The following is a 23,351-nucleotide window of genomic DNA, read 5'->3' as shown; positions in this document are numbered from 1 at the left end:
CTACCGGTGATCAAGGGGAGTTGATCAAGCCGTGCGTGCCGACGGCGTGCTCGTTCCCGCCCGGGTCGCGTCCGCGCCCCAGCTGGCCAGCAGTCGCAGAGCCTCCGCCGACGGGGAGTTCGGTTCGGCGTGGTAGGTCACCAGCATCTGCTCGTGGGCGTCGGCCTGGTGGAACGATTCGAGGCGGAGGTCGAGTTCGCCGACGAGCGGGTGGTGCAGGCGCTGGATGCCGTGGCACTTCTCCTTGACGTCGTGGGTGGCCCACAGCCGCCGGAACTCCTCGCTCTTGACGGAGAGTTCGCCTACCAGCGCGGACAGCCGGGGGTCGTCGGGATGGGAGCCAGCGTCCATGCGCAGCTGAGAGACGACGTCGCTGGCTTTGTGCTCCCAGTCCACGAACAGGTCGCGGTACTCGGGCCTCAGGAACACCAGCCGCGCCCAGTTCTGCTCCCTGGCCGGCAGCTCGGCCCAGTCGCCGAAGACCGCCGCGGCCATCCGGTTCCAGACGAGGATGTCCGAGCGCCGCCCTACGAGGATCGCCGGAACACCGTCCATGGTGTCCAGCAGCGTCCGCAGGGGGCCCCGTACCTGCTGGGCGCGGCCGGCCGGCTTCTTCTTCTGTTTCGGCTTCGCCAGGTGCGTGAGGTGGGCGTGCTCGGCGTCGCTCAGCCTGAGGGCGCGGGCGATGGCGTCGAGGACCTCCGGCGACACGTGCCGCCCGTTGCCCTGCTCTAGGCGTGTGTAGTAGGCCACGGACACCCCGGCCAGCTGCGCGAGCTCCTCGCGGCGCAGCCCCGGTACCCGCCGGTACCGCCCGTAGTCCGGCAGTCCCACGTCCTCCGGCTTCAGCCGGGCGCGTCGGGTGCGCAGGAACTCGCTGAGCTCGGCACGCGGGTCCAGGGCGTCGGCGGCGGGCTCGTGCACCGGTTCGGGGTATTCGTCCATGCCTCGAGTATCCACGGTCGCACGCACACCTTCCTGACCCAACCAGTGGTAGGCACCGCGCACGTACGCAAAGCCGTGACCTGGGTGGATGCCGGATCGTCCAGCACGCTGGCCACTGTGCCCGGCTGGAAGGCGGCCGGGGCGTGGACTGGATCAAGAACGGAGTACATCCCATGAGCGCAACCCAGGGGATCGAGTCGAGGACGCACCAGAGCGAGACGGCTGCGGAGGTGGTGGGCCGCCTTCGGGCGACGTTCAACACCGGTGTCACCCGCCCATTGGACTGGCGCGTCGACCAGCTGCAGCGGCTGCGGGCACTGCTGGTGGAGAACGAGCAGGAGCTGCTCGATGCGCTCTGGGCGGATCTGAGGAAGAACGCCGCCGAGGCGAAAATGCAGGAGATCGACTTCACCGTCGCCGACATCGACGAGGCACTGGCGAACCTCGAGAGCTGGCTTGAGCCCCGCCCGGTGGAGGTTCCTGCCCACTTCGGTCCCACGACCACGGCCTACACCACGTACGACCCGCTCGGGGTCGTCCTGGTGATCGCTCCGTGGAATTTCCCGCTGCACCTTCTCATCGACCCCATCATCGGCGCGCTGGCCGCCGGCAACACCGTGGTGGCCAAGCCGAGCGAGATGTCCGTGCACACATCTGCGGTCGCTTCACGCCTGCTGCGCCAGTACTTCGACGCCGACGTGCTCACCGTCGTCGAGGGAGGCGCCGAGGAGACCACGGCCCTGCTGGCGCAGCGTTTCGACCAGATCTTCTACACCGGCAATGGCACGGTCGGCCGGATCGTCATGGCCGCAGCAGCCAAGAACCTCACCCCGGTCACGCTTGAACTCGGGGGCAAGTCGCCGGTCTTCGTGGCGCCCGACGCCGACGTGGACGAGACCGCGAAGCGGCTGGTCGGCGCCAAGTTCGGCAACGCGGGGCAGCAGTGCATAGCCCCCGACTACGTACTGGCCGATCCGGCCACCGCCGCCGCACTGGTGCCCGCCCTGCGCGCGGCGGTCGAAGCCCAGTTCGGCTCCACCCCGCAAACCTCAGCTGACTTCGGCCGGATCATCAACGAGCGGCATTTCGACCGACTCGCCCGTCTGCTGGATTCCGGCCGGGCGGCGGTGGGAGGCCGGCACGACCGTGACGACCTGTTCATCGCACCGACGGTGCTCACCGATGTCGACCCCGCATCGCCCATCATGCAGGAGGAGATCTTCGGTCCGATCCTCCCCGTCGTCGAAGTCGAAGACCTCGATGCCGCCATCGCCTTCATCAACGAACGCGAAAAGCCCCTCGCGCTCTACGCCTTCACCACCTCCGAGGCCATCAAGTCGCGCCTCGTGAAGGAGACGTCCTCCGGCGGCGTCGCCTGGGGCCAGCCGGTGATGCAGCTGCTCATGCCGGGACTGCCTTTCGGTGGCGTCGGCGAAAGCGGCTTGGGCCGGTACCACGGCCGGTATTCCCTGGAGACGTTCAGCCACCTCAAGGCTGTCGCGGACGTCCCGCTCAGCTAGTCTCGCGCTTTCGTGGAGCAGGCTGTCCGATGGGCGATCGGCCGGCGGAAGTGCCTCAGGCCGGTGAGAATGAGGAGCGCTGAGATCGCTGTTCCCGCCACCGCCAAAAGCGCCTTCCAGGTGAAGCCGTGTATCGGTCCTTCGCGGTGGCGCGTCGAGGGAGTCGGTCGCGGCACGGCCTGCAGACACCGATCCGTTCCGACTCCGGCGGCGGCACCCGTGACTTCGTCGCCTGGCTGACTGCTGATCGCGTGCAAGGAGCGAACGCCCGTACTCCGGCGGGCAGTTGCGCTTGACCGGCGTCGACGCCGACGGCATGCGGCTCTCACCGCGGTCGCCGCCAGCACCCCCCACACCCCGATCGCGGTCCTGGAACCGCGTCACCGTCAGCGGGCCCGCGCCTGCCCGAGGACCGCATCCGCGCCTCCGCCGGGACAGCGCGGACCCCCTGCGTCGCAGACCTTCCTCCCGCTTTCCTCCGTATTGCAGAAAGAAAGAAACCCATGACTGTCAATGTTTCGGATGTTTCGCCCGTTCAATCGCTTTTCTCCCCTATCTCGCTCGGGAAGATCGAGCTCGCCAACCGCATCGTCATGGCACCGATAACCCGGGTCCGGGCCGGTTCCTCCGGCATTCCCGGGGACCTGATGGTCGAGTACTACCGGCAGCGGGCGAGCGTCGGAATGATCATCACCGAGGGTACCTACCCCGACCACGCGTCGCAGGGGTATGTCGGTGAGCCGGGCATCGCCACCGACGAGCAGGCTGCCGGCTGGCAGCGGGTGTTCGAGGCGGTGCACGCCGAGGGCGGCCGCATCGTCCTGCAGATCATGCACGCCGGCCGCGGCACCCACCCCGACATCAACGGCGGCCGCCGCATCCTGGCCCCCAGCGCGATCGCCATCGACAACAAGACGTTCACCGAGAAGGGCGAGCAGCCCTACCCCGTACCGGAAGCGATGACCACCGCAGAGATCCGGGCAGCCCTGGAGGACTTCGTCGCCGCGGCCCGCCGGGCCATCGAGGCGGGAGCGGACGGCGTGGAGATCCACGGCGCCAACGGCTACCTGCTCCAGGAGTTCCTCTCCCCGGCGGCCAACCAGCGCGCCGACGAGTACGGCGGCTCGCCGCACAACCGCGCCCGCTTCGTCGTCGAGGTCGTCACGGCGGTCGCCCAGGCCGTCGGTGCCGAGCGGGTCGGGCTGCGGATCTCGCCGGAGGTCGACCTCGGGGACGTCTTCGAGACCGACCGGGACGACGTCCTGGCCACCTACGGCACCCTGATGGACCAGCTGCGCCCGCTGGGCCTGGCCTACCTCTCCATACTGCACGCCGAGCCGGGCGGCGACCTTGTACAGGAGCTGCGGCGGCGCTTCGACGGCAAGCTGATTGTCAACAGCGGCCCCTTCGGGGGGCAGACCACCCGCGAGCAGGCGCTCCAGCTGATCGAGGCCGGCCACGCCGATGCCGTGGTCGTGGGCCGGGCTCTCATCGCCAACCCCGACCTGGTCGCGCGCTGGCAGGGTGGCCACCCGGAGAACGAGCCGCGGCCGGAACTGTTCTACGGGACTGTTTTCCAGCGGCGGCCCACCCCGGCCTTGCCGATCACCAGTTCCCCGCCACCCCGCAGGGAACGTGCCGCCGCCTGCCTCTTTCACCTGACCCACTCTTCGAAGGAAGCTGCCATGACCACCGCGTTCGACCCGATCGACCTGAGCGGCAAGACGCTCGCCAACCGCATCGCTATGGCGCCGATGACCCGCAGCCGCGCCGATGCTCCCGCAGCCACGGCGACGGAGCTGATGGCCACCTATTACGCCCAGCGCGCGAGCGCCGGCCTGATCATCACCGAGGGCATCCAGCCGTCGGTCGGCGGTCAGGGCTACACAAACACCCCCGGCCTGCACTCCGCCCAGCAGGTCGACGCCTGGCGGAAGGTGACCGACGCCGTCCACGCTCAGGGCGGCACGATCTTCGCGCAGCTGATGCACACCGGCCGGATCAGCCACCCCAGCCTGCTGCCCGACGGACTCCTCCCCGTCGCCCCCTCCCCGGTTACGGCGGCGGGTCAGGTATTCACCTACCAGGGCCCCCAGGACTACGTCCCGCCGAAGGAACTGGACCAGGACGACATCGCCCAGACGATCGCCGACTACGCCGACGCCGCGCGCAACGCGATCGCCGCCGGTTTCGACGGCGTGGAGATCCACGGGGCGAACGGCTACCTGATCCACCAGTTCCTCGCCCCCAACACCAATCTGCGCACCGACAGCTGGGGAGGCGGCGCCGCGGACCGTGCCCGCTTCGGTATCGAGGTCGCCACGGCCGTCGCGGAGGCGATCGGCGGCGACCGGACCGGCTTCCGTATCTCTCCCGGCAACCCCTACAACGACATCGCCGAGACCGACCCGGCGGATGTGCTGGAGACCTACACCACCCTGATCGCCGGACTCTCCCGGCTGGACCTCGCCTACCTGCACCTGGTCGAGAGCCCGGACCGCGACCTGGCTGCCCGGCTGCGCAAGGACTGGCCGACGGCGTTCATCCTCAACCCCTTCACCCACCCCGGGACCACCGGCCCCGGCGCTCTCGCCCTCATCGAGGACGGCGCCGCGGACATCGTCGCCTTCGGCGCGCTGTTCCTGGCCAACCCGGACCTGCCCGCCCGCCTCGCGGCCGGCGGCCCCTACAACACCCCCGACGCGGCCACCTTCTACGGCGGCGACCACCGCGGCTACACCGACTACCCGACGCTGCTCGCCGACAGCGCGTGAACTGAACAAGGTCATCGCCGGCGAGTGCGGAGGCAAGACGCGGCGTGTCAGGCCACCGAAGTCCCTCTGGTCCTGACCTATGTGCCTGGTGACGGCACTCGCGCCAGCCGCATCCAGCGGATCACCTTGGAGAACCAGCAGCTGAGAGAAGAGCTTGAGGCCGCGACGGGCGGCACTCGCGGCGCGGGCGATCCCGGATACGGTGCCCTGCGCGTCGCCGCGCAGGGCAGCATCGAAAGCTTGGAGGACGCGTTCGCGACCGCGTCGGGGTGCGGCTGGCAGAACCGACGCCGCCACGGGGTCAGGGCCCTTCACACCGGAGGGCCCTGACCCATGCCTGAAGTGGACAACGGAGAGAACGAAACCCATCCATAAGTTGCGCTCAGCAGCCCAGCCCGCCCTGAGCTGCGGCGACGGGGTAGGCGTACTCAGCATCGGCTCCGGCGGCATCCAGGTCACGCGCCCATCCCTTCCTCTGCGGAACCCGCACCAGGGGAGCCGGAGTCGGGTGCCCTGTGACGCCGTTCCCGTCCAGTACCGAATCCCAGCAGCACGCGGTGGCGGTAGCCCTCCGGCCGCCCGCCCCACTCCTTCGGCCATGTCGGAATGGGCAGTAACGGCCGGATGACCTGCCATTTAGGGGTTCGGGCCATGACGCAGCCGAGGACCACCCGGATGGTCGCCTGGGCCTGAGGCTGGGGCCGCGCTTCAGCGAGGCAGCAGGACCTCAATCTGCCCCTGGATGTCCTGCACGATCTCCTCGACGCTCAAGGCGATGTTCACGCTCGCCGCCATGCTGAGGAACATCACGGCGGACACGATGTGTGCCAGCGTCGCGGCGTCGCCCTCTGCGACCCTCTCGTCTCGGCGCAGCACGGCGGCGATGGCCTCCTCGGTCTGCGCGACGATGGCGAGTGCTTCGCTGTGCCGGGGCTCCTCGGGGTCACCGAAGGCCATCTCTCGCAGGTAGGTGCGTCCGTTGTCGATCTGGGTGCGGTTGCACTCGACGATCGGCCGGACGATCGCCAGCACCGCGTCCAGCACGCCTGGGACGGTCTCGGCGTCCGCCCGGCCCTGCTCGAGCGCTTCGGCGTACTTGGCGTTCTGCACAAGCAGGAGGAGTTCGCCCTTGGTCTTGGCATAAAGGAACAAGGTCCCGGTGCCGATGTCGGCCTTGTCCGCGATCTGCTGGGTCGTGACCTCATCGACGCCGTGTTCGGCGAACAGTTCACTGGCGGCAGCGACGATGCGGTCGAGCTTTTCCTGCTTGTTCCGCTCGCGCCGTCCGACAGGCATGGCAGTGTCCTCCAGGATTCGATTCTGACTATAGTCAGTTATGATTGTACTCAGTACCGTGTGAGCTCGACTGTGGCTCCGCTCATTCTCCCATCGCGGGGCGGCGTGTCGTTGCTCCATCCGTGCGCAGCCACGTACCTCGCATCCCCCTCGGAAAGAAGGAGCCCATGCCCTCCCTCGATGGAGCAGTCGTCCTCGTCACCGGCGCCAATGGCGGTATCGGTACCCACTTCGTCCACGACGCCCTGGCTCGCGGCGCCGTCAAGGTCTACGCCACTGCCCGCTTCCCCCGCGCCTGGGACGATGACCGCATCGTCCCCCTGACCCTTGACGTGACCGACCGCGCGTCGATCGACGCGGCCGTGGCAGCCGCGGCGGATGTCACCGTGCTCGTCAACAACGCGGGCGCCATCCCGCCGAGCGCGAGCCTGCTGGACGTCACCGAGGCGGACATCCGGGCGAACATGGAGACGAACTTCTTCGGACCGGTCTTCCTCGCCCGCGCCTTTGCACCGGTCCTCGCCGCCAAGAAGGGGTCAGTCCTCATCGACGTGCACTCCGTTGCCAGCTGGTATGCCTTCGGCGGCGCCTACAGCGCGTCCAAGGCCGCACTGTGGTCGGCCACCAACTCGCTGCGCATCGAGTTCGCACCCATGGGCGTCCACGTGACGGGGGTGCACATGGGCTACGTCGACACCGATATGGCCGCGCACGCTGACGGACCCAAGATGCTGCCGACGCAGCTGGTGACGACGGTCTACGACGCCGTCGAGGCCGGAGAATACGAGGTCCTGGCCGACGAGTTGACCAAGGGGGTCAAGGCGGCTCTGAGCGGCCCGGTCGAGGCGCTTTACCCGGACCTTCACAGCACGGACGCCTGAGCTTGTTCTTCGGCCCCGACGTGATCTCTTCACGTCGGGCTCCGTGATCCATGGCGTTTGAACAGTTGGCCGGCCGGTGTCGAGAAGGGGTGCACCGTCGCGGCCGTCGAGCCGTGGATGACATCGGCGGTCGATCCGGCAGCAGCCCGATCAGCAGCGGGGCACCACCGTGGTGACAGACCATCGCGGCTTTCGGGCCACGGGCTCAGGCGGTGCCAGGCATCGCGAGGTCGGCCCGGTCGGTGTCGGTGAAGCTTGGTCAGGCCATGCTCGGCGCGCACTCGTCCGCGCATCATCCGGTGTAGTTCGTCCAGCGACCGCCGGGGCACTTCCCCCGCCGCCACTCGCAGCGGTGTCGGCGGGTACAGGCTGCGCCACTTGGCGGTGAGTCCTGGTCAATCGGCCCGTGGCCCGAAGAGGGCGCCGACGCGTTCGAATTCGCCCGCGATGTTGGTGCCCGGTCGACCACGGTGCCGAAGACGTCGGAAATCAGGTGGGCCCCGCGGCAAAAGAGGACGGACGCGGCATCCGCTGCGTCCGTGCTCATTTTCTGATGGGTGTCAGCTTTGCTGGTTGGCGATGCCGATGTAGTGCCCGAGACGGTACTCGAAGTCGATGCCGGCCTGTTCGACGACGGCCTGCGTGCCTGCGGCCCGGGTGAGGAACCCGGGGAGGGTGAGGGAGTGGGTGAACTCGCCGTAGGCGGCGACCAGGTCCGCGTCCGGGGGCAGGGATGCCCGGTTGATCTGGGCTTTGGCCGAGGCGAGTGAGGTGCGGTCGAAGGAGGCGAGCCGGGCGGCGACGGTGCCGACGAAGTCGTCGAGTTCGCTGTCGGGGAGGGCGCGGGTGACCCAGCCCCAACGCTCGGCGGTGTCGGCGTCGTAGTCGTCGCTGGTGAGGATGGCTTCCAGGGCGCGGTCGCGTCCGATGGCCCGGGGCAGGCGTTCGCTGCCACCACCGCCGGGCAGCAGTCCGCTACCGACCTCGGGCTGTCCGAAGATCGCCTTCTCACGACTGGCGTAGCGCAGATCGAGGGCGAGGGCGAGCTCGTTCCCGCCGCCGCGGGTGCGTCCCCGGATGGCCGCGATCGTGATGTACGGCGCTCTGGAGAGTTCCAGGACCAGATTCGTCCAGGCCGGCACCGCGTCCGGGTCCTCGGGCGCGGGGAAGTCGGCTGCGGCGGCCAGGTCGAAGTGGTTGTAGAAGAAGTCGGGGGTGGCGCTGTCGAACAGCACGACCTGGATGTCCGGGTCGGTGGCCAGTTCGGTGACGATCTCGATGAGGCGCAGGACTGTCTCGCCGACGATGAGGTTGACGGGTGGGTTGGCGAAGGTGATCTTCGCGATCTGCGGTGAGGTGCGCTCGTAGTGGGTGGTGCTCTGCTGCTCGCTCATGGCTGGCTCCGGATGCGTGGTGGGTATCAGACGGCGATTGGGGTGCGAGGAGGGCAAGGAAGCCGGGGCGGATGGATGTGCCGAGCAGATCCGGCGGTCCCGCGTCCCGTCTGCGCTGCTCACTCCTGGTAGTGCGGGAGGATCTCGCCGTCCTTGACGTAGGTGAGGGCGGCGGCGACGTCGTAGGCGTGGATCGCGGAGACCTGCGGTGCCAGCCGGTCGGACAGGTCCTCGATCGCGTTGCCGCTGAAGAAGGCGCCCCGTGCCGCGGTGTCGGTGAACCCGAGGCTGACCGAGGCGTGGAAGTGCTGGTCGTGGGGGTTGTCGTGGGCGACGTCCGGGGTGTCCCAGAGCTTTTTCGTCCAGGGCAGGAACGTCTGCGTGCGCAGTTCCTTCAGCACTCCGGTGCCGGCGAGCGCGGGTGCGAGCTCCTCGTTGACGAACTTCCGGAAGGCGCCGGCGCCGACCCCGTCCCTGCGGCGAAGGTAGATCAGCGCGCGGGCACCGACCGTCTCTCCGGGGCCCGCGACGTCGTACCACCGGGAGGAGTTCGGCGGGCCGGCGTAGAGCAGGGTGCGGCGGAACACGTTGATCTCGTCGGCGTAGGCCAGCTTCGTCTGCTTGCGCCCTTTCAGGGGTGCAAGCGCCGATTGGAACGTGACTTCCGCGACGCCGTCTATCTTCCGGTCTGCTGGGATCGCGGTCTGGACCCCCTCGATGGCCGGCCACAGGCCCGTGTTCTGCTCGGCGAGGTGGATCTGCCGGTACTCCTCCAGACCCGGGGTGGCGGAGATGATCCCTGAGTGCGGGCCCTTCCAGTGGTCCATGCCGGTCTGGCGGGGCTGGTCGGTGCGCACCCACAGCAGGATCGAGGAGGTGAGAGGCTTCTTCACTTCCGGGGGCGCGGCGACCGGCGACGTGCTCATGATGTTGCCCTTTTTCCTGGTCAGATGGCGGTCATCGGGCCAGGAACTCGACCGCTACGGGGGCGAACTCCTGGTGGTACTGGAAGATGCCGCCATGCCCGGAGTCGGGGTAGATGATCAGCTCGCTGCCCTTGATGCGCCGGTGCAGGTCCTCCGACAGGACCGACGGCACCATGCGGTCGTTGTCGCCGTTGGCGATCAGGGTGGGCTGCGTGATCGACGACAGGTCGTCAGGGGCGGAGCGCCCCCACTTCTTGATCGCCTTCAGCTGCGTCTGGAACGCCTTGGTCTTGATGTCCGCGTCGCGGTCGACGGTGCGCTCCTTGAGCCGGTTGACGAACGCGCGTGCGGCGGGCTTGCCGGTGGCATTGCGGTTGAAGAACAGGAACTCCTTGGGGTCCGAACGGGTCAACGTGGCACGCAGGATGTCCCAGTAGGTGACTCTGGCGACCTTGTCCATGTCCTTGCCGCCCTTGGGCCCGGTGCCGGTGAGGACCAGCTTGCGGACGAGCTCGGGGTGCTTCACCACCAGGGCCTGGGCGACCATGCCGCCGAGGGAGAACGAGAAGACGTCGATCTTGTCGTACCCGAGGGCCCTGATGAAGGTGTAGGCGTCGTCGGTCATCGCCTCGACACTGTCCGGCACCTGGCCGGTGGACGCCCCGACACCGCGGTTGTCGAAGGCGATGACGTGACGGCCCTTCGCGATGGGATCGATGATGCGGGGGTCCCAGTTGTCCAGGGTCGCGGCGAGGTGGACGAAGAAGACGACGGGGATGCCGCCCTTCGGGCCCAGCTCGCGGTAGGCGTAGGTGACGCCGCCTGCGCGGACGGTGCGGGCCGGGGCCTTCGCGTAGGCGGTGATGACGGGTTCGTTCGGGGTGTCTGTGCTGCTCATGACGGATTCTCCTTGCGTGTTCCGTGTCGCTGTGTGTTTCGTGTCGCCCGTCGCGGTTGCGGCGGGTCAGCTGTTGCCGATGACGGCCTTGCCGCGGATGCCGCCCTGGGACAGGGACTGCAGCGCCTGCGGGGTCTGGTCGAAGGGGAACACCTTTCCCACGACCGGGCGCACCGCGCCCTGGTCGATGAGGGTGGTGATCTGGCGGAGCTGGTCGCCGCTGGCGTGCATGAACAGGAACTCGTACGTCACGCCGAGCTTCTTCGCCTGCTTGCGGATCTTGCGGCTCAGGGCTGTGACCGCGAGGCGCAGCAGCGGGTTCAGGCCGGCCTGGCGGGCGAACGCGGGGTCCGGGGGACCGGCGATCCCGATGGCCTTGCCGCCGGGCTTGAGCACCCGCAGGGACTTCTCGAGGGTCTCCCCACCGATGCTGTCCAGCACCAGGTCGTAGCCGGTCAGGAGCTGCTCGAAGTCCTGGGTGCGGTAATCGATCACCGTGTCCGCGCCGAGCGCGCGCACGTAGGCCGCGTTGGAACCGCTGGCGGTGGTGGCGACGCTCGCGCCGAGGTGCGCGGCGAGCTGGATCGCGATCGAACCGACCCCGCCGGCGCCGGCGTGGATGAGAACCTTCTGCCCGGGCCGCAGCTTCCCGCGCTCCACCAGCGCCTGCCACGCCGTGAGCGCCGCCAGCGGCAGCGAGCCGGCCTCTTCCATGCTGATCGAAGCGGGCTTGAGCGCCAGGTCGCCCTCCGCTACGGCGATGCGCTCGGCGAACGTGCCGATGCGGTCCTGGTGGGGCCGGGCGTAGACCTCGTCTCCGGGCTTGAAGCCGCGAACTGCCGTCCCGACGCGGACGACGGTGCCCGCAACGTCGTTGCCCAGGATCAGCGGCACCTTGTAGGGCAGGATCTGCTTGAACTCACCGGCGCGGATCTTCTCATCCAGCGGGTTCAGTCCGGCGGCCTCCACCCGGACGAGCACGTCGTGCTCCCCCATGGTGGGTTCGGGGACGTCCGCCTCCTGCAGCGGCTCCTTGTACTTGGTGACGACGAACGCTCGCATGGGGCGCCACTCCTTGTCTTCGTCCTATTGATCCAGGCATGAGGCCAGATCGGCCAAGTCGGCGTGACGTCTGGGGCCTCGCCTCACTCCATCAATCCGAGTACACTCAATTATGAGTCGGCTCAGAATTATTGTCAAGGGAGGTCCCATGGGACGCGGCCGCATGCCGATCGGGCGCCGCGAGCGGGCCAAACAGGCAAAGCGCGAGCGCATCATGACCGCAGCCCGCGAACTGTTCGCCGAACACGGCGTCAGCGGGGTCACGACACAGCAGGTCGCCCACCGGGCCGACGTCGCGATCGGCACCCTCTACCTGTACGCGTCCACGAAGGCCGAGTTGCTGATCATGGTGCAGAACGAGAAGTTTGCCGCCGCCATCGATTCCGGCCTCGCCGCCGCCAACGCCGCCGTCGGACAGGGCGTGCTGGAGCCGGTCATCGCTCTCCTCCGTCCCGTGGTGGAGTGCCTGAGGGAGCACACCGAGAACGGCCGCACATACCTGCACGAACTCGTCTTCGGCGACCCGGCCGAGCCCTACCGGCAAGCGGGTCTAGCCCTTGCCGACCGCCTCGAGGACGGCATCACCGGCCTGTTCACCCACAACGAGTACATCGATGCCGCCGACGCGGCGACGCTGGCGCGGGTGATCACCGCGATCATCCACATCAGCACCACCGCCACTCTGTACCTGCACCGCAGCGACGAAGCCGTCCTCGGCGACATCCGCGACCAGATCCACGCCACTCTGGCACCCCACCACCGCGCGGCATGACCACTCGCTCCACGAGCCAACCATCGAACACCTTGGCAAGGGGCACGTCATGAGTGCGCACTACGACGTCGTCGCCCTTGGCGCCGGCCCGAGCGGGTACGTCGCCGCGATCCGCGCCGCGCAACTCGGCAAGAACATCCAGTCCGGCAGTCCGGCAGTCCGGCAGTGCGGACAACGGACAGCCGCAAACCCTGTCCATAACGTGCGCTCGAACGTCGTGCCCGGCCGGGGCTCGGGTGCGGGCAGGTCGGCCGCTCGTGCGAGGAGGATGATCTCCGTGTCGCCCATGTGCCGGAAGCCCGAGCGTTCGTACAGGGCGCGGATGTGCGGCCAGTTGCGGGGCAGGCCATGGACGACGGGGGCCGGGACGGCGCCGTCGGCGTAGCGGACGCGGACCTTCCAGCGGGCGAGCTGGGCCAGGCACGCGGCCATCAGCCGGTCCCCGGCCTCCGCGGAGTCGGGCCAGAAGGACGCCGGCGGACGGCAGAGGAACCAGTCGATCTCGCCGGCGTCCCGGTAGGTCTCGCCGACCTCGTCGCCGGAGCGGTAGCGCAGCAGGTGGGCGGCGGCCACGACATACCGGCGCTGCTCGGCGACAAGCGTCACGCGCTCGCCCACCCAGGGGTCGGTGATGAACTCGCCGGGGCGGCGCTCCAGGTCGCTGAGGACGGTGTTGACCGAGACGGAGACACCGGGGACGACGGCGGCTACATGCGCGTTGATCAGGTCGGTGAGCTGGTCGCGGTCGTCGCGGCGGAAGGGGCGCACCGTGAGCGCGGACATGCGGAAACCTCCGGGGCAGGGGTGATGGGCTGGAGGCCGCCATGCGGTGCGGTACGGGTGCGAGCGTACGTCGGGGGCGGCGCCGTGTGCGAGGGAATTCGCCGGATGGCCGGAGGCCTGGACCGGGCTTAGCGTGCTGGAGGGGCCTGTGTTCACCCAAGGCTGCGGAAGGCACACCATGAAGCTCGACAAGCCCGTTGCCGGCGGGCCCTGCTGGACCGAGCTGGGGACCGACGACCTGGCGGCGGCCAAGTGGTTCTATACCGAGCTGTTCGGCTGGCGCAACGAGACGGATCCGCGCCAGGAGGCGGGCGGCTACACGGTCGCGCACCTCGGGGACGCGGCGGTCGCCGCGCTGACCCCGCTCTACCAGGAGTCGCAGCCCGTCGCGTGGAACGTGTCGTTCGCGGTGGCGGACGTGGACGCCGCAGCGGAGCAGGTGACCGCGGCCGGCGGGACCGTTCTGCTCGACCCGATGGACGTGCTCGACGTGGGCCGTTTCGCGGTGGCGCGCGATCCGGCCGGTGCCGCTTTCCAGTTGTGGCAGGCACGGGCCTTCCCGGGGGCCGGGCTGTTCAACGCACCCGGTTCACTGGGGTGGGTGGAGCTGCTGACGCGCGCGCCCGAGCTGGCCGAGAGCTTCTACACGACGGTGTTCGGCTGGAGCGTCAACTCCTCGGAGCACTACACGCAGTGGGGCATCGACGGCGCGGACTTCGGCGGCATGGTGCGGATGGACGACAAGTTCCCGCCCGAGGTGGCGCCGCACTGGCTGCCGTACTTCGCGGTGGCCGACGTGGACGCCTCCGCGGCCGCGGCGACGGAGGCGGGCGGCACCGTCCTCATGGAACCCGCCTCCGTGCCCGACGGGCCGCGGATCGCAGTGCTGCGGGATCCGCAGGGAGCCGTGTTCGGCGTGTACCGGGCAGGCGACGAGCATTGATCAGTGCTGCAGCCGCACGGTCATCTCGACGCTGATCTCGTCGCCCACCGTGATCTGCTGCGGCGCCCGGACGGCGGCCTTCAGCGGCAGCAGATAGCCGCCGTCCTTGGGGAACAGCGAGGTCTCGAAGTCGACGTCGCCGATCCGCGCGGCCACGGGGATCACGCCCCAGCCGTAGCTGGCCATCGCCGCGACCTCGCGGATGTCCGCGGACTCCTCGTCGGGCACGGGCAGGTAGTAGTAGGGCGCCGGGCCGCGCCACTCGATCACCCGGCCGGCGAACGTGAACTCCACGGTCTGGCCCCTTACTTCTTCGAGAGCGGTCAGGTCACGACAGGGCCCCGTCAGGCGAGCGGTGTCACCGTCACCTGGTCGATGACCGGGGCGTACGCCGAGCGCTGACCGTACTCGTTGCGGGTACGGCCGTCGAAGTCGGGGAGTTCGTCGGCGGTGACGGTGAGCGTGTTGGTGCCCTGGTCCAGGGTGACGGGGACGGAGAGGTTCCAGAAGTTGTTGAAGTGGAAGGTGGTGGGGAACAGGACGCGGTGCGCGGCGGCGCCGTTGACCGAGATGTCCGCGTGGCGGCAGACCGGGTCGGGGTTGTAGTGGGTGGCGGGCGCCTGCTCGCCGTTGGAGTAGCGGATCGTGAGCGCGTGGCGTCCGGCGCGCTCGGCCGTCACCGTCAGGGTGAGGGCGTTGCCGGGGCCGGCGCCGATGCCGTCGACCGCCTTGCCGCCGGTGGCATACGAGCGTCCCGCAACCCTTGCCGTGCCGCTCAGGATGCCGTCCTCGGCGGCGGACACGTACGCGGGCAGCAGTGCGCGGGAGGGGGCGACGCGCAGCCGGTCCACGACCAGACGTTCCGAAGTCCCGGTGACCGTCACCTTGTTGATGCCGCCGGCCAGGAAGAGCGGGACGGCGCCTCGCTGCACGCCTCCGAGCTCCTCGCCGTTGACCGTGAGGAGGCCCTCGCCGGGGCCGAGCAGGTCGACGGTGAGCGTCGCCTCGCCGTCGTCGGCGGCGTGCACCCAGAAGGTGACGGTGCCGCCTCGTGGGAGGACGGCGGCGCCGGGTCCGGAGGCGCCGAGGTTGGCGTAGCTGACCCGTGCGCCCGCGCCGAGCGCCGCGAACTCGGCGTCGTACAGGGCCTCCTGGCCGTCGCGCAGCGCGAGGTCCAGCTTGTCGACGACCGCGTCGCCCTTGGTCGTGCCGAGGTCGGGGTCCTGCGCGGCGAGGGTGATGCGGTGCGGGCCGGCGGTCAGTTCGGCCTCGGTGTCGGTGTGGCCCCACACCGCCCACTTGTAGCCGAGCGGCAGCCGCAGTTCGCGCGCGTCCTTGCCGTCGATGCGCAGGAAGACGTTCGTGGGGCCGTTCTCGCGCACCAGGTCGGCCAGGTTGTGGGAGCCCGCGAACACACGGATGTCGTACGTACCGTCCTGCGGCGCCTCGACATCGAAGGCGAGCACGCCGTCGGAACCGGTGCGCAGACCGCCGATGTGGTAGCCGCCGGAGGTCGCGAACTTGTCGACGTCGGAGGGGGATCCCTCGGGGCCGTTCTTCGTGTAGCCGTCGCCCGTGTACGTCGCGTCCTCGGCCTCGTACGTCAGCCGCCGGCCGGCCGGGGGCGGCAGCAGCGCGGCGCCGTGGCCGCCCGGTGCCAGGATCAGCTGGTAGGCGGACATGTCGTCGAGGTCGGTCAGCGGCAGTGCCACCCTGCCGTCCGTGACCGGCAGTTCGGCGTCGAGCAGCCGCAACGGCTGGGGGGATGCGCCGACCTGGCCGCTCCAGGGGATCTCCTGGAGGCGTACATGGACGGTCGTGCCGAACACGTCCGCGGCGACGCCCTCGATGACGAGGTCCGCGGCGCCGCTCGCACCGCCGAACAGCACGCGGGCCTGTCGCTTGAGCCGGTCGAGGGTGGCGAGGCCCTGCAGCGTGTACTGGACGTTGGGGTGCGGGGCGGTGACGCGGACGGTGTTGCCGGACAGCTGCCCGTAGGCGTTGAACAGCCACCACTGGCCGTTGCCCTTGTTCGCCTCGACCGCCGAGTCGTTGAGGTTGCCGGCGATGTTCCAGTACGCCATGTCGGCGTCGACCTTGGACTCCTCGATGGCGGCGATCCACTGGATCATCTGCCCGGGGACGGACAGGTGGTAGTTGTGGGCGTACTCGTTGAGGTTGACGGGCAGCGGGCCGATGCCCAACTCCCGCTCCAGCTCACGGTACTTGGCGACGTTCGTGCGAACCTCGTCCGGCGAGGACAGCTCGTGCCAGGTGATCACGTCGGGCAGTACGCCGTGCTCGCGCGCGAACTGGAGGAAGCCGCGCACCTCGGGATAGAGGATGCAGGTGTTGGGGCCTGCGATGCGCGCCTCGGGGTCGAGGCCCTTGATGAGGTGGTAGGCCTGCTGCCAGGCCGCGAAATAGGGGCCCGGTTCGGTGTGCCAGGAGACGCCGTCGTAGCTCCACTCCCCGGTGCCGAACATGTTGCCCTCGGGCTCGTTGAACGGCACGTACACGACATGGGACTTGAGCGCGCCGAGCGTCTGCATCTGCCCGACCTGGCGGCGGATGCTCTCCAGGTAGGCGGCGAGGCGTTCCTCGCCGGTGGCGCCCGGCCATTCGTAGGGGAAGCCGCGGTGGATGTCGGTCAGGTAGACATACACGTCCTTGCCGCCCGCCGCGACGAACGGCGGCAGGATCTCCAGGGCGTCGGCGCCGGGGTGCTGGATGCCGTCCTGGGCCTTGGTGGTGACCGTGCGGACGTACATGCCCTCGACGACGGTGCGGCTGGGCACGCCGTCACCGTACAGACCGTAGAGCGTGCCGCTCGCGCCGCCGTGGAAGGGGCCGGTCTCCGTGCCCAGGTCGACAGTGAGCGTTTCGGCTGTCACGACATCGCCCTCTCGTTCGGCATTTCGTACGCCAGTCGGTGATCCGAACCGGCCTGGTCGAACGTAGGGAGTGCGTGTCGATCACGTCAACGGGCTCATGGCCTCCGAAAGTTCCGAAGGCGGCCCGTTCACCGGCTCTCAGACGCGGAGCGCGCCGAGGCGGCCTTCCAGTCGGCCGAGCAACTCGCCGAGCAGCCCTGCCAGTTCGCCCTGTCCCTGCGGATCCAGGACGGCCAGTACGGCGGTCTCGTAGGCCAGCTGCTCGGGGAGGATCCCGTCGACGAGCTCGCGGCCGGCGTCCGTGAGGCGGAGGTGGGCGACACGGCGGTCGCGGGTGTCGCCGCGGCGTTCGACCAGGCCGCGCTCGGTGAGCAGCTTGACGCGCTTGGTGACGGCGGCGCCCGAGGAGAAGGTCTCGCGGGCGAGTTCGCCGGGGGTCAGTTCATGCCCGGTGCGGCGCAGTGCGCCGAGGAGGTCGAACTCGGGGCGGCTCAGGCCCGCCCGGCGCAGCGGGGCGTCCTCGGCCTGCTGCAGGAGGGCGGCGCACCGGTTGATGCGGCCGATGATCTCCATGGGGCCGGTGTCGAGGCCGGGGTGGACGGCCTGCCACTGCCGGACGACCGCGGAGACGGTGTCCTCGCCCCCGGTCGCGCCCGCCTGCCGTCCGTTCGCTGCCGTCATGGCCGTACGTCCTCCGCTCTCGCACTCCGGTGCAGCCCCTGGCGCCCTCAGAGCCTGCGTCCGACCGTCGCAGCGAGCGTACGGTGTCCGGCCTGCTCGACGCGCACGACCCGCTCCTGGGGCAGGGCGCGCTGCCACCACTCGCCGGACGCGGCGTCGGCGGTGGCGCGCAGGTCGGCCAGGGCGGCGACCAGGGAGCGGCGGGCGGCCTCCAGGGCGCCCGGGGCGGGGGCGGGCTCGGCCAGGAGGCGGGCGGTGTGCTCGCGGGAGCGCTCGACGGCGGTCAACGCGTGCTCGACGCGGTCGCCGGCGCGGCGGTTGGTGACGGCGACGGCGGCGAGGAAGCCGACCAGAGCGCCGACGAGGGTGTCCACGATCCGCTCGGTGATCAGCTGCCCCGGCTCCTGGAATCGGGTGAACTCGGTGATGAGCAGCGCCATCGGGGTCACACAGACGCTGCCGAGCCAGTAGTTGCGGCCCATCAGGGCCTCGGCGCCGAAGTTGAGGGCAAGGCAGCACAGCACGAGGGCCGCCGGGCCGAGGTGGGCGAGCGGGACGACGGCCGCGAAGAGCAGGACGCCGACGAGATTGCCGACGACGCGCTGGACGCCGCGACTCCAGGTGAGGCGGATGTTGGCCTGGTAGAGGGAGGCGGCGGTGACCAGGGCCCAGTAGGGGCGCCCGATACCGAGGGCGAGGGAGGCGTACCCGGCGAGGGCGCAGCCCAGGGCGGTGCGGACGGCGATCGGGGCGAGCGGGCCGAGTCGCTGCCACAACGGGCGGGCAGGGGCGGCGAGTTCGACGTCCACGCCGAGGAGTTCGTCGGCGGCTGCCGGGTCATGGACCTGCGGGATCGGCCCGCTGCCGGTCAGCTCGCGCGCCCAGGTGCGCAGTTGCCCGGGGTCGGTGTCGGCGGGGGCCGCGAGGGCGACCTCGGCGCGGACGACGAGGCGTTCGAGGGCGCGCCGGGTGCGGGCGTCGCCGGTGGCCAGGAGCGGCTGCCAGGCGGCCTGGACGGCGGCGGCCGCCGCGGCCCGGGCCCGGGCGTGGCCGTCTGCGGTGCCGCGGGTGACGGCGTACGCGGCGGCGGCGTTCAGGGCGCCCGCGGTGGCCCGACGCTCCGGGCCGTGCGGGCGCAGCAGTCCGGGGGCCATGCCGACCAGCCAGGCCCAGCCGCCCGCCGCGAGGGCGAGCGCGAGGTGGGCGGGGACCTGGCCGAGGGTCCCCGGGGCGAAGAGGGCGGCGGAGGTGATGAAGGTCGGGACCACATTGCCGGGCGGGCCGATGCGGGTCGCGTCGCACAGCGCCTTCTGCGCCGCGGCCAGCAGGGCGCCGACGGTGACGAGCACGACGGCGCTTCCCGTGAGCGAGGCGGTGACCAGGGAGACGGCGAGGCCGCCGACCATGCCGAGGACCACCCAGGCCAGGGCGCGGGCCCGAGCGGCGTAGGGGCGGTTGTGGGCGTACAGCGCGCACAGCGACCCGGCCATCGTGTACATCGCCAGGTCGAGCCGCCCGAGGGCCAGCAGCGTCAGATTGGGCGGGGCGACCGAGGCGACCACGCTCAGGGCGGGCTTGAACCAGATGTCCGCGGGGCGGCCCACGCGCAGCACGCCTGCCAGGGGGAGGCGGTGGACGCGCGGGGTGGCGGGGGCAGGGGTCGCACGGCTCATGATTCGTAAGCTTAGCAGGTGTTTTACTCGTAAAGAATCTCGGAAAGGGGCACGCTCACCTGCTGTGCTCCGGCGAATGCTCCCCGTGTACACCCTTGCGCTTGCGTGCGCGCCGCGTGGTGCGGGCAACCACCGACTGTCGACACCGTCGAGCGGGGAGGTGCGCGTGCACGGACCGGCTTCGCCCGGCTGGCTGCTGGTCGCGCTGTGCGCGGCGACCGGGGCCTACTGCCTGCTGCGGATGCGCAGCGCGGTCGAGGAGCAGCGCCGGGCCGCGGGCGGCGAGGCGCTGATGGGCTTCGGGATGGCCGCCATGGCCGTGCCGGCGGCGGCGTTCACCCCGCCGACTTGGGCCTGGCCCGGCTACGCGGCCGTCTTCGGTGCCGCCGCGCTGCGCGCCCTGTGGACGGCACGGACCGGCGCGCACCATCTGCACCATCTGGTGGGCGCCTCGGCCATGGTCTACATGGCGGTCGTGATGGCCGCCGCCCCGCACCACCACGCCGGGCACCCGGGTTCGTCCGGAGTCCCTTTGGTGACAGGGGTGCTGCTGCTCTACTTCATGGGGTACGTGCTGCTGTCCGGCGTGCGGCTGATGCCTGTCGTGGCCACGGCCGGCGGGGCGGCGGGATGGGGCGACCGGCCGGAGCTGGCGCGGGCGTGCCGGCTGTCGATGGGGATCGGGATGGTGGCGATGCTGATCACGCTGTGACGCATGCCGGGGCTGCGGGCACCGGGACAGGCAGGATCGCACGGGCATTGGTCTCGCACCCAGCCGGTCGGCGAGGATCACTGCATGCACAACCCGCCCGTCGGCTCCCCGCCCTGCCCGCCGCCCCATCGCACCGCCGCCCGCGCCGCGACCGTCCTCGCCCTGTGCTCCGCGCTGCTGCTCGCCCTGGTCGCCGTCGAATGGCACCCACTGACCGGCGCCGACGGCGACATCGCCCGCACCACCCACCGCTGGGCCGTCGACGCAACCGGCCTCACTCACGCGTTCCGCATCCTGACGGACTGGGTCTGGGACCCCTGGACGATGCGTCTGGTGTGTGCGGTCGCCGTGGTGTGGCTGGTGTGGCGGCGTTCGGCATGGTGGACGGCGCTGTGGCTGGCGGCCACCTGCGCCCTGGGCACCGTGCTGCAACAGGCCGTCAAGGCCGCCGTCGACCGCCCCCGGCCGGTCTGGCCCGATCCCGTCGACTCGGCCCGTTACGCGGCCTTCCCCTCGGGCCATGCGATGACCGCCACGGTCGTGTGCGGCCTGCTGCTGTGGCTTGTGCAGCGTTACGGCCCCGGCCGCGCCCTGTGGCGTACGGCGCTGGCCGCGGGCATGGTGTCCGTGCTCGGGGTGGGTCTCACGCGGGTGTGGCTGGGCGTGCACTGGCCGTCCGACGTGGTGGGCGGCTGGCTCCTGGGGGCGCTGCTCGTGGCGCTGGCCGTGGTGGTCCACGAGCGTAAGATCCACTCATGATGATGGCCGTCCTGTTCGACTTCTCCGGCACGCTCTTCCGCATCGAGTCCACCGAGTCCTGGCTGCGTGCCGTGCTGGACGAGGCCGAGATCTCGCTCCCGGAACCGGAGTTGACCCAGGCGGCGAAGGCGCTGCAGGTCGCCGGGGCGCTGCCCGGCGGGGCGGATCCGGCGCAACTGCCCGAGGATCTCGCCGAGATGTGGCGGATCCGGGACCAGAGCGCCGAACTGCACCGGGCCGCCTACACCGGGCTCTCCCGCCAAGTGCGGCTCCCCGACCCGGAATTGCACAATGCGCTGTACGACCGGCACATGACGCCGGACGCGTGGACGCCCTACCCCGATGCCGCCGAGGTGCTGTACGGGCTGTGCGAGCGCGGGATCGGCATCGGCGTGGTCAGCAACATCGGCTGGGACCTGCGCCCGATCTTCCGCGAGCACGGCCTCGACCGCTACGTGGACGCGTACGTCCTGTCGTACGAGCACGGCATCCAGAAGCCCGATCCCCGGCTGTTCGCGGCCGCCTGCGAGGCACTTGAGGTCGACCCGCGGGACACCCTGATGGTCGGCGACGACCGGCGGGCGGACGGCGGCGCCGCGGCCCTGGGGTGCCGGGTGCACTTCGTGGACCATCTGCCGGCGGCCGAGCGGCCGGACGGGCTGCGTCCGGTGCTGGACCTGACGGACTGACCTCGGCGCTGCCCGGTCACTCCAGATAGCCCTCCACCTGCGACGAGGGCCGCGCCTGCGCGTCGTCCGGGTTCTCCCCGAACTCGGTCTTCGCGCGCCGCTGCCGCAACAGGTCCCAGCACTGGTCGAGTTCGCGTTCCAGCACACCGAGTCGCTGGTGTTCCGTCGTGCTGTCGATCTCGCCGGATGCGAGGGACTCCCGGAGCCCCCGCTCGTCCTCGACCATCTCCGTGATCCTGGCCAGGATCCGCTGGTCCTGTTCCATGTCCGCACGCTCCTCGGCTCGGCACTTCCGACCACCCTAGGGACGACGCGACGGCTGTGCGGTGGATGCGGTGGAAGTTCGCGCGGCCCGGAAAGTAGCCTGAGGACACCTTCAGGGCGATGAGGCCGCCCGCCTCGGACGATCCCCCGCGTCGCCCGAAGCAGACGGCAGCCCTGACCAGCCCCTGCGGAGCTCCGGTCAGGACGTTCTGAGTATAGTTGGCTGGCAGCCAGTCAACGCAGGAGTTACAGCATGTCCCCGCGCAGCGCCTCGGTCAATGAAGAGTTGCGGAGACGTTCCCGGGAGCGGCTCCTGCAGGCGGCCGTCGAGCTCGTCGGCGAGCACGGATACGAGGCGACGACCCTCGGCGACATCGCAGACAGAGCCGGTTCGGCACGTGGCCTCGTGTCGTACTACTTCCCGGGAAAACGCCAGCTCGTGCAGTCCGCGGTGCACCGGCTGATGCACCGCACACTGGAGGAGGCGGTGGAGCGCGAGCCGCGCACCGAGGACGGCCGGGAGCGGATGGCGCGGGCCATCGACGCGATTCTGCGCCTGGCCCGGGACCGGCCCGTGCTGATGCGCCAGCACATGGCCGGACTGCTGCAGGCGGAGGGCTTTGTGCAGTGCCCGGAGCAGCAGCGCCTCGCCGAACTGCTGCGGGACGCCGTCGCCCGGCACGGGTCGCAGGACGTCGACGCGGACTATCCGATGCTGCGCTCCCTGCTGATGGGCGCCGTCTACGCGATGGTGCTGCCGAATGTGCCGATGCCGATCGCGACCCTGCGGGCCGAGCTGTTCAAGCGCTACCGGCTCGACTGGGAGATGGGCGCGCCGCCGGACAGCAGGGCGGCGTCCGGCACGACGTACGAGACGGATCTGTCGCGCTTCTTCGCGACCGGCGAGCAGCCCGAAGCACGGCCCGTACAGCCGAAGCCGTAACTGCACTTGTCAGCGCCGTGCATGACGTGGCGCCAGAAACCCCGACTCGCGTGCCTGCGAGATCAGCCTGAGTGATTTGCGGCGGCTGTGGCCGGTCGCGCACATGACCGCGAGGACCGGGTCGAAGCCCCCTTCCTGCGCCGCGCGGTACTCCTGGGCGACGAGCCAGCGGCCCTCGACGCCGTGAGGCCAGGCAGGCCGGGCCCGCCGGGCGACGGCGGATCCGCCGCTCCCGGCTGCCGGATCCGCCCCGGGGCCGCACGCCTCGAAGAGCGGCTCCTCGATCCAGTCGGCAAGCTCGGCGAGGTCGTGCAGGGACAGGGCCGGCTGGGACCGGACCTCCTCCAGCGAGGCACAGCCCTCACAGACCACGGCAAGCGCGTCGATCCGGGCACCGTCGGTGAACGCAAGCCGGACGGTGAACCACGAGGTGGCGCGCTCGTCCTCCCGCACTTCCCACGCGGGCCATACGGACACCGTGCCGTCCGTCGGACAACGATCAGAAAGATTAAGAAAGGATGCGTCTAGCACACGCGGAACGT

General features: G+C 70.2%; 21 protein-coding genes and 2 pseudogenes. 10 read left to right on the top strand and 13 right to left on the bottom strand.

Features of this window, described 5'->3' with window-relative positions:
• Positions 1-24 precede the first annotated feature (24 nt).
• Positions 25-945, bottom strand: coding sequence for a helix-turn-helix transcriptional regulator (locus P2Q00_RS23775; RefSeq protein WP_275774688.1), 921 nt, complete (start codon positions 943-945; stop codon positions 25-27).
• A 173-nt stretch (positions 946-1,118) separates the two neighbouring features.
• Here P2Q00_RS23775 and P2Q00_RS23770 point away from each other — a divergent pair, with 173 nt between their 5' ends.
• From P2Q00_RS23770 to P2Q00_RS23755, 3 genes and pseudogenes are all read left to right on the top strand, one after another.
• Positions 1,119-2,465 carry an aldehyde dehydrogenase family protein gene (locus tag P2Q00_RS23770; protein ID WP_275774687.1) on the top strand — a complete coding sequence of 449 codons (1,347 nt, stop codon included), beginning with the start codon at positions 1,119-1,121 and terminating at the stop codon, positions 2,463-2,465.
• 503 nt (positions 2,466-2,968) lie between these two features.
• A pseudogene (locus P2Q00_RS23760) lies at positions 2,969-4,033 on the top strand (alkene reductase); the annotation flags it as partial.
• Positions 4,034-4,150: 117 nt separating this feature from the next.
• On the top strand, positions 4,151-5,239 hold the full coding sequence (locus P2Q00_RS23755; RefSeq protein ID WP_275774818.1) for an alkene reductase: 1,089 nt from the start codon (positions 4,151-4,153) through the stop codon (positions 5,237-5,239).
• 708 nt (positions 5,240-5,947) lie between these two features.
• Here P2Q00_RS23755 and P2Q00_RS23750 read toward each other — a convergent pair.
• Positions 5,948-6,535 carry a TetR/AcrR family transcriptional regulator gene (locus tag P2Q00_RS23750; RefSeq protein WP_275774686.1) on the bottom strand — a complete coding sequence of 196 codons (588 nt, stop codon included), beginning with the start codon at positions 6,533-6,535 and terminating at the stop codon, positions 5,948-5,950.
• 167 nt (positions 6,536-6,702) lie between these two features.
• Here P2Q00_RS23750 and P2Q00_RS23745 point away from each other — a divergent pair, with 167 nt between their 5' ends.
• Positions 6,703-7,416: an SDR family oxidoreductase gene (locus P2Q00_RS23745; RefSeq protein ID WP_275774685.1), complete on the top strand. Its 714-nt coding sequence runs from the start codon at positions 6,703-6,705 to the stop codon at positions 7,414-7,416.
• A 560-nt stretch (positions 7,417-7,976) separates the two neighbouring features.
• Here the strand turns inward: P2Q00_RS23745 and P2Q00_RS23740 are convergent.
• The 4 genes from P2Q00_RS23740 to P2Q00_RS23725 form a co-directional block, all read right to left on the bottom strand.
• On the bottom strand, positions 7,977-8,810 hold the full coding sequence (locus P2Q00_RS23740) for an enoyl-CoA hydratase/isomerase family protein (RefSeq protein ID WP_275774684.1): 834 nt from the start codon (positions 8,808-8,810) through the stop codon (positions 7,977-7,979).
• A 119-nt stretch (positions 8,811-8,929) separates the two neighbouring features.
• The gene (locus P2Q00_RS23735; protein WP_275774683.1) at positions 8,930-9,736 is read right to left on the bottom strand and encodes a strictosidine synthase; all 807 of its coding nucleotides are present in this window, start codon (positions 9,734-9,736) and stop codon (positions 8,930-8,932) included.
• A gap of 31 nt (positions 9,737-9,767) precedes the next feature.
• A complete protein-coding gene (locus P2Q00_RS23730; protein ID WP_275774682.1) occupies positions 9,768-10,634 on the bottom strand; it encodes an alpha/beta fold hydrolase in 867 nt (288 codons plus the stop codon).
• A 66-nt stretch (positions 10,635-10,700) separates the two neighbouring features.
• Positions 10,701-11,696, bottom strand: coding sequence for an NADP-dependent oxidoreductase (locus P2Q00_RS23725; RefSeq protein WP_275774681.1), 996 nt, complete (start codon positions 11,694-11,696; stop codon positions 10,701-10,703).
• Positions 11,697-11,844: 148 nt separating this feature from the next.
• Here P2Q00_RS23725 and P2Q00_RS23720 point away from each other — a divergent pair, with 148 nt between their 5' ends.
• Positions 11,845-12,468, top strand: coding sequence for a TetR/AcrR family transcriptional regulator (locus P2Q00_RS23720; RefSeq protein ID WP_275774680.1), 624 nt, complete (start codon positions 11,845-11,847; stop codon positions 12,466-12,468).
• A gap of 198 nt (positions 12,469-12,666) precedes the next feature.
• Here P2Q00_RS23720 and P2Q00_RS23715 read toward each other — a convergent pair.
• Positions 12,667-13,251: pseudogene (locus P2Q00_RS23715) on the bottom strand (GNAT family N-acetyltransferase); the annotation flags it as partial.
• Positions 13,252-13,429: 178 nt separating this feature from the next.
• Between P2Q00_RS23715 and P2Q00_RS23710 the strand changes: the two are divergent.
• Positions 13,430-14,194: a VOC family protein gene (locus P2Q00_RS23710; protein ID WP_275774679.1), complete on the top strand. Its 765-nt coding sequence runs from the start codon at positions 13,430-13,432 to the stop codon at positions 14,192-14,194.
• Here P2Q00_RS23710 and P2Q00_RS23705 read toward each other — a convergent pair whose 3' ends face one another.
• The 4 genes from P2Q00_RS23705 to P2Q00_RS23690 form a co-directional block, all read right to left on the bottom strand.
• Complete coding sequence (locus P2Q00_RS23705; protein WP_275774678.1) at positions 14,195-14,488, bottom strand: DUF1905 domain-containing protein; 294 nt, start codon at positions 14,486-14,488, stop codon at positions 14,195-14,197.
• 50 nt (positions 14,489-14,538) lie between these two features.
• On the bottom strand, positions 14,539-17,088 hold the full coding sequence (locus P2Q00_RS23700; protein WP_275774677.1) for a carbohydrate-binding protein: 2,550 nt from the start codon (positions 17,086-17,088) through the stop codon (positions 14,539-14,541).
• Between the two features lie 138 nt (positions 17,089-17,226).
• The gene (locus tag P2Q00_RS23695) at positions 17,227-17,769 is read right to left on the bottom strand and encodes a MarR family winged helix-turn-helix transcriptional regulator (protein WP_275774675.1); all 543 of its coding nucleotides are present in this window, start codon (positions 17,767-17,769) and stop codon (positions 17,227-17,229) included.
• 47 nt (positions 17,770-17,816) lie between these two features.
• On the bottom strand, positions 17,817-19,442 hold the full coding sequence (locus P2Q00_RS23690; protein ID WP_275774674.1) for an FUSC family protein: 1,626 nt from the start codon (positions 19,440-19,442) through the stop codon (positions 17,817-17,819).
• 166 nt (positions 19,443-19,608) lie between these two features.
• On the opposite strand from P2Q00_RS23690, the gene P2Q00_RS23685 reads away from it, so the two are divergent.
• The 3 genes from P2Q00_RS23685 to P2Q00_RS23675 all read left to right on the top strand — a co-directional run bounded on the left by P2Q00_RS23685 (position 19,609) and on the right by P2Q00_RS23675 (position 21,602).
• A complete protein-coding gene (locus P2Q00_RS23685) occupies positions 19,609-20,154 on the top strand; it encodes a DUF5134 domain-containing protein (RefSeq protein WP_275774673.1) in 546 nt (181 codons plus the stop codon).
• An 84-nt stretch (positions 20,155-20,238) separates the two neighbouring features.
• Complete coding sequence (locus P2Q00_RS23680; RefSeq protein WP_275774672.1) at positions 20,239-20,913, top strand: phosphatase PAP2 family protein; 675 nt, start codon at positions 20,239-20,241, stop codon at positions 20,911-20,913.
• Positions 20,913-21,602: an HAD family hydrolase gene (locus tag P2Q00_RS23675; protein ID WP_275774817.1), complete on the top strand. Its 690-nt coding sequence runs from the start codon at positions 20,913-20,915 to the stop codon at positions 21,600-21,602. The genes P2Q00_RS23680 and P2Q00_RS23675 overlap by 1 nt, the downstream gene beginning before the upstream one ends.
• A gap of 16 nt (positions 21,603-21,618) precedes the next feature.
• On the opposite strand, the gene P2Q00_RS23670 is transcribed toward P2Q00_RS23675, so the two are convergent.
• On the bottom strand, positions 21,619-21,867 hold the full coding sequence (locus P2Q00_RS23670) for a DUF2630 family protein (protein ID WP_275774671.1): 249 nt from the start codon (positions 21,865-21,867) through the stop codon (positions 21,619-21,621).
• Between the two features lie 252 nt (positions 21,868-22,119).
• Between P2Q00_RS23670 and P2Q00_RS23665 the strand changes: the two genes are divergently transcribed.
• On the top strand, positions 22,120-22,809 hold the full coding sequence (locus P2Q00_RS23665) for a TetR/AcrR family transcriptional regulator (RefSeq protein WP_275774670.1): 690 nt from the start codon (positions 22,120-22,122) through the stop codon (positions 22,807-22,809).
• Positions 22,810-22,818: 9 nt separating this feature from the next.
• Here the strand turns inward: P2Q00_RS23665 and P2Q00_RS23660 are convergent, their stop codons facing one another.
• Positions 22,819-23,286, bottom strand: coding sequence for a DUF6214 family protein (locus P2Q00_RS23660; protein WP_275774669.1), 468 nt, complete (start codon positions 23,284-23,286; stop codon positions 22,819-22,821).
• Between the last annotated feature and the right edge of the window lie 65 nt (positions 23,287-23,351).

This window comes from Streptomyces coacervatus (assembly GCF_029223485.1).
GTDB lineage: Bacteria > Actinomycetota > Actinomycetes > Streptomycetales > Streptomycetaceae > Streptomyces > Streptomyces coacervatus.
The sequence above is the reverse complement of the archived record's forward strand: the minus strand, read 5'-3'. Positions and strand labels throughout refer to the sequence as shown.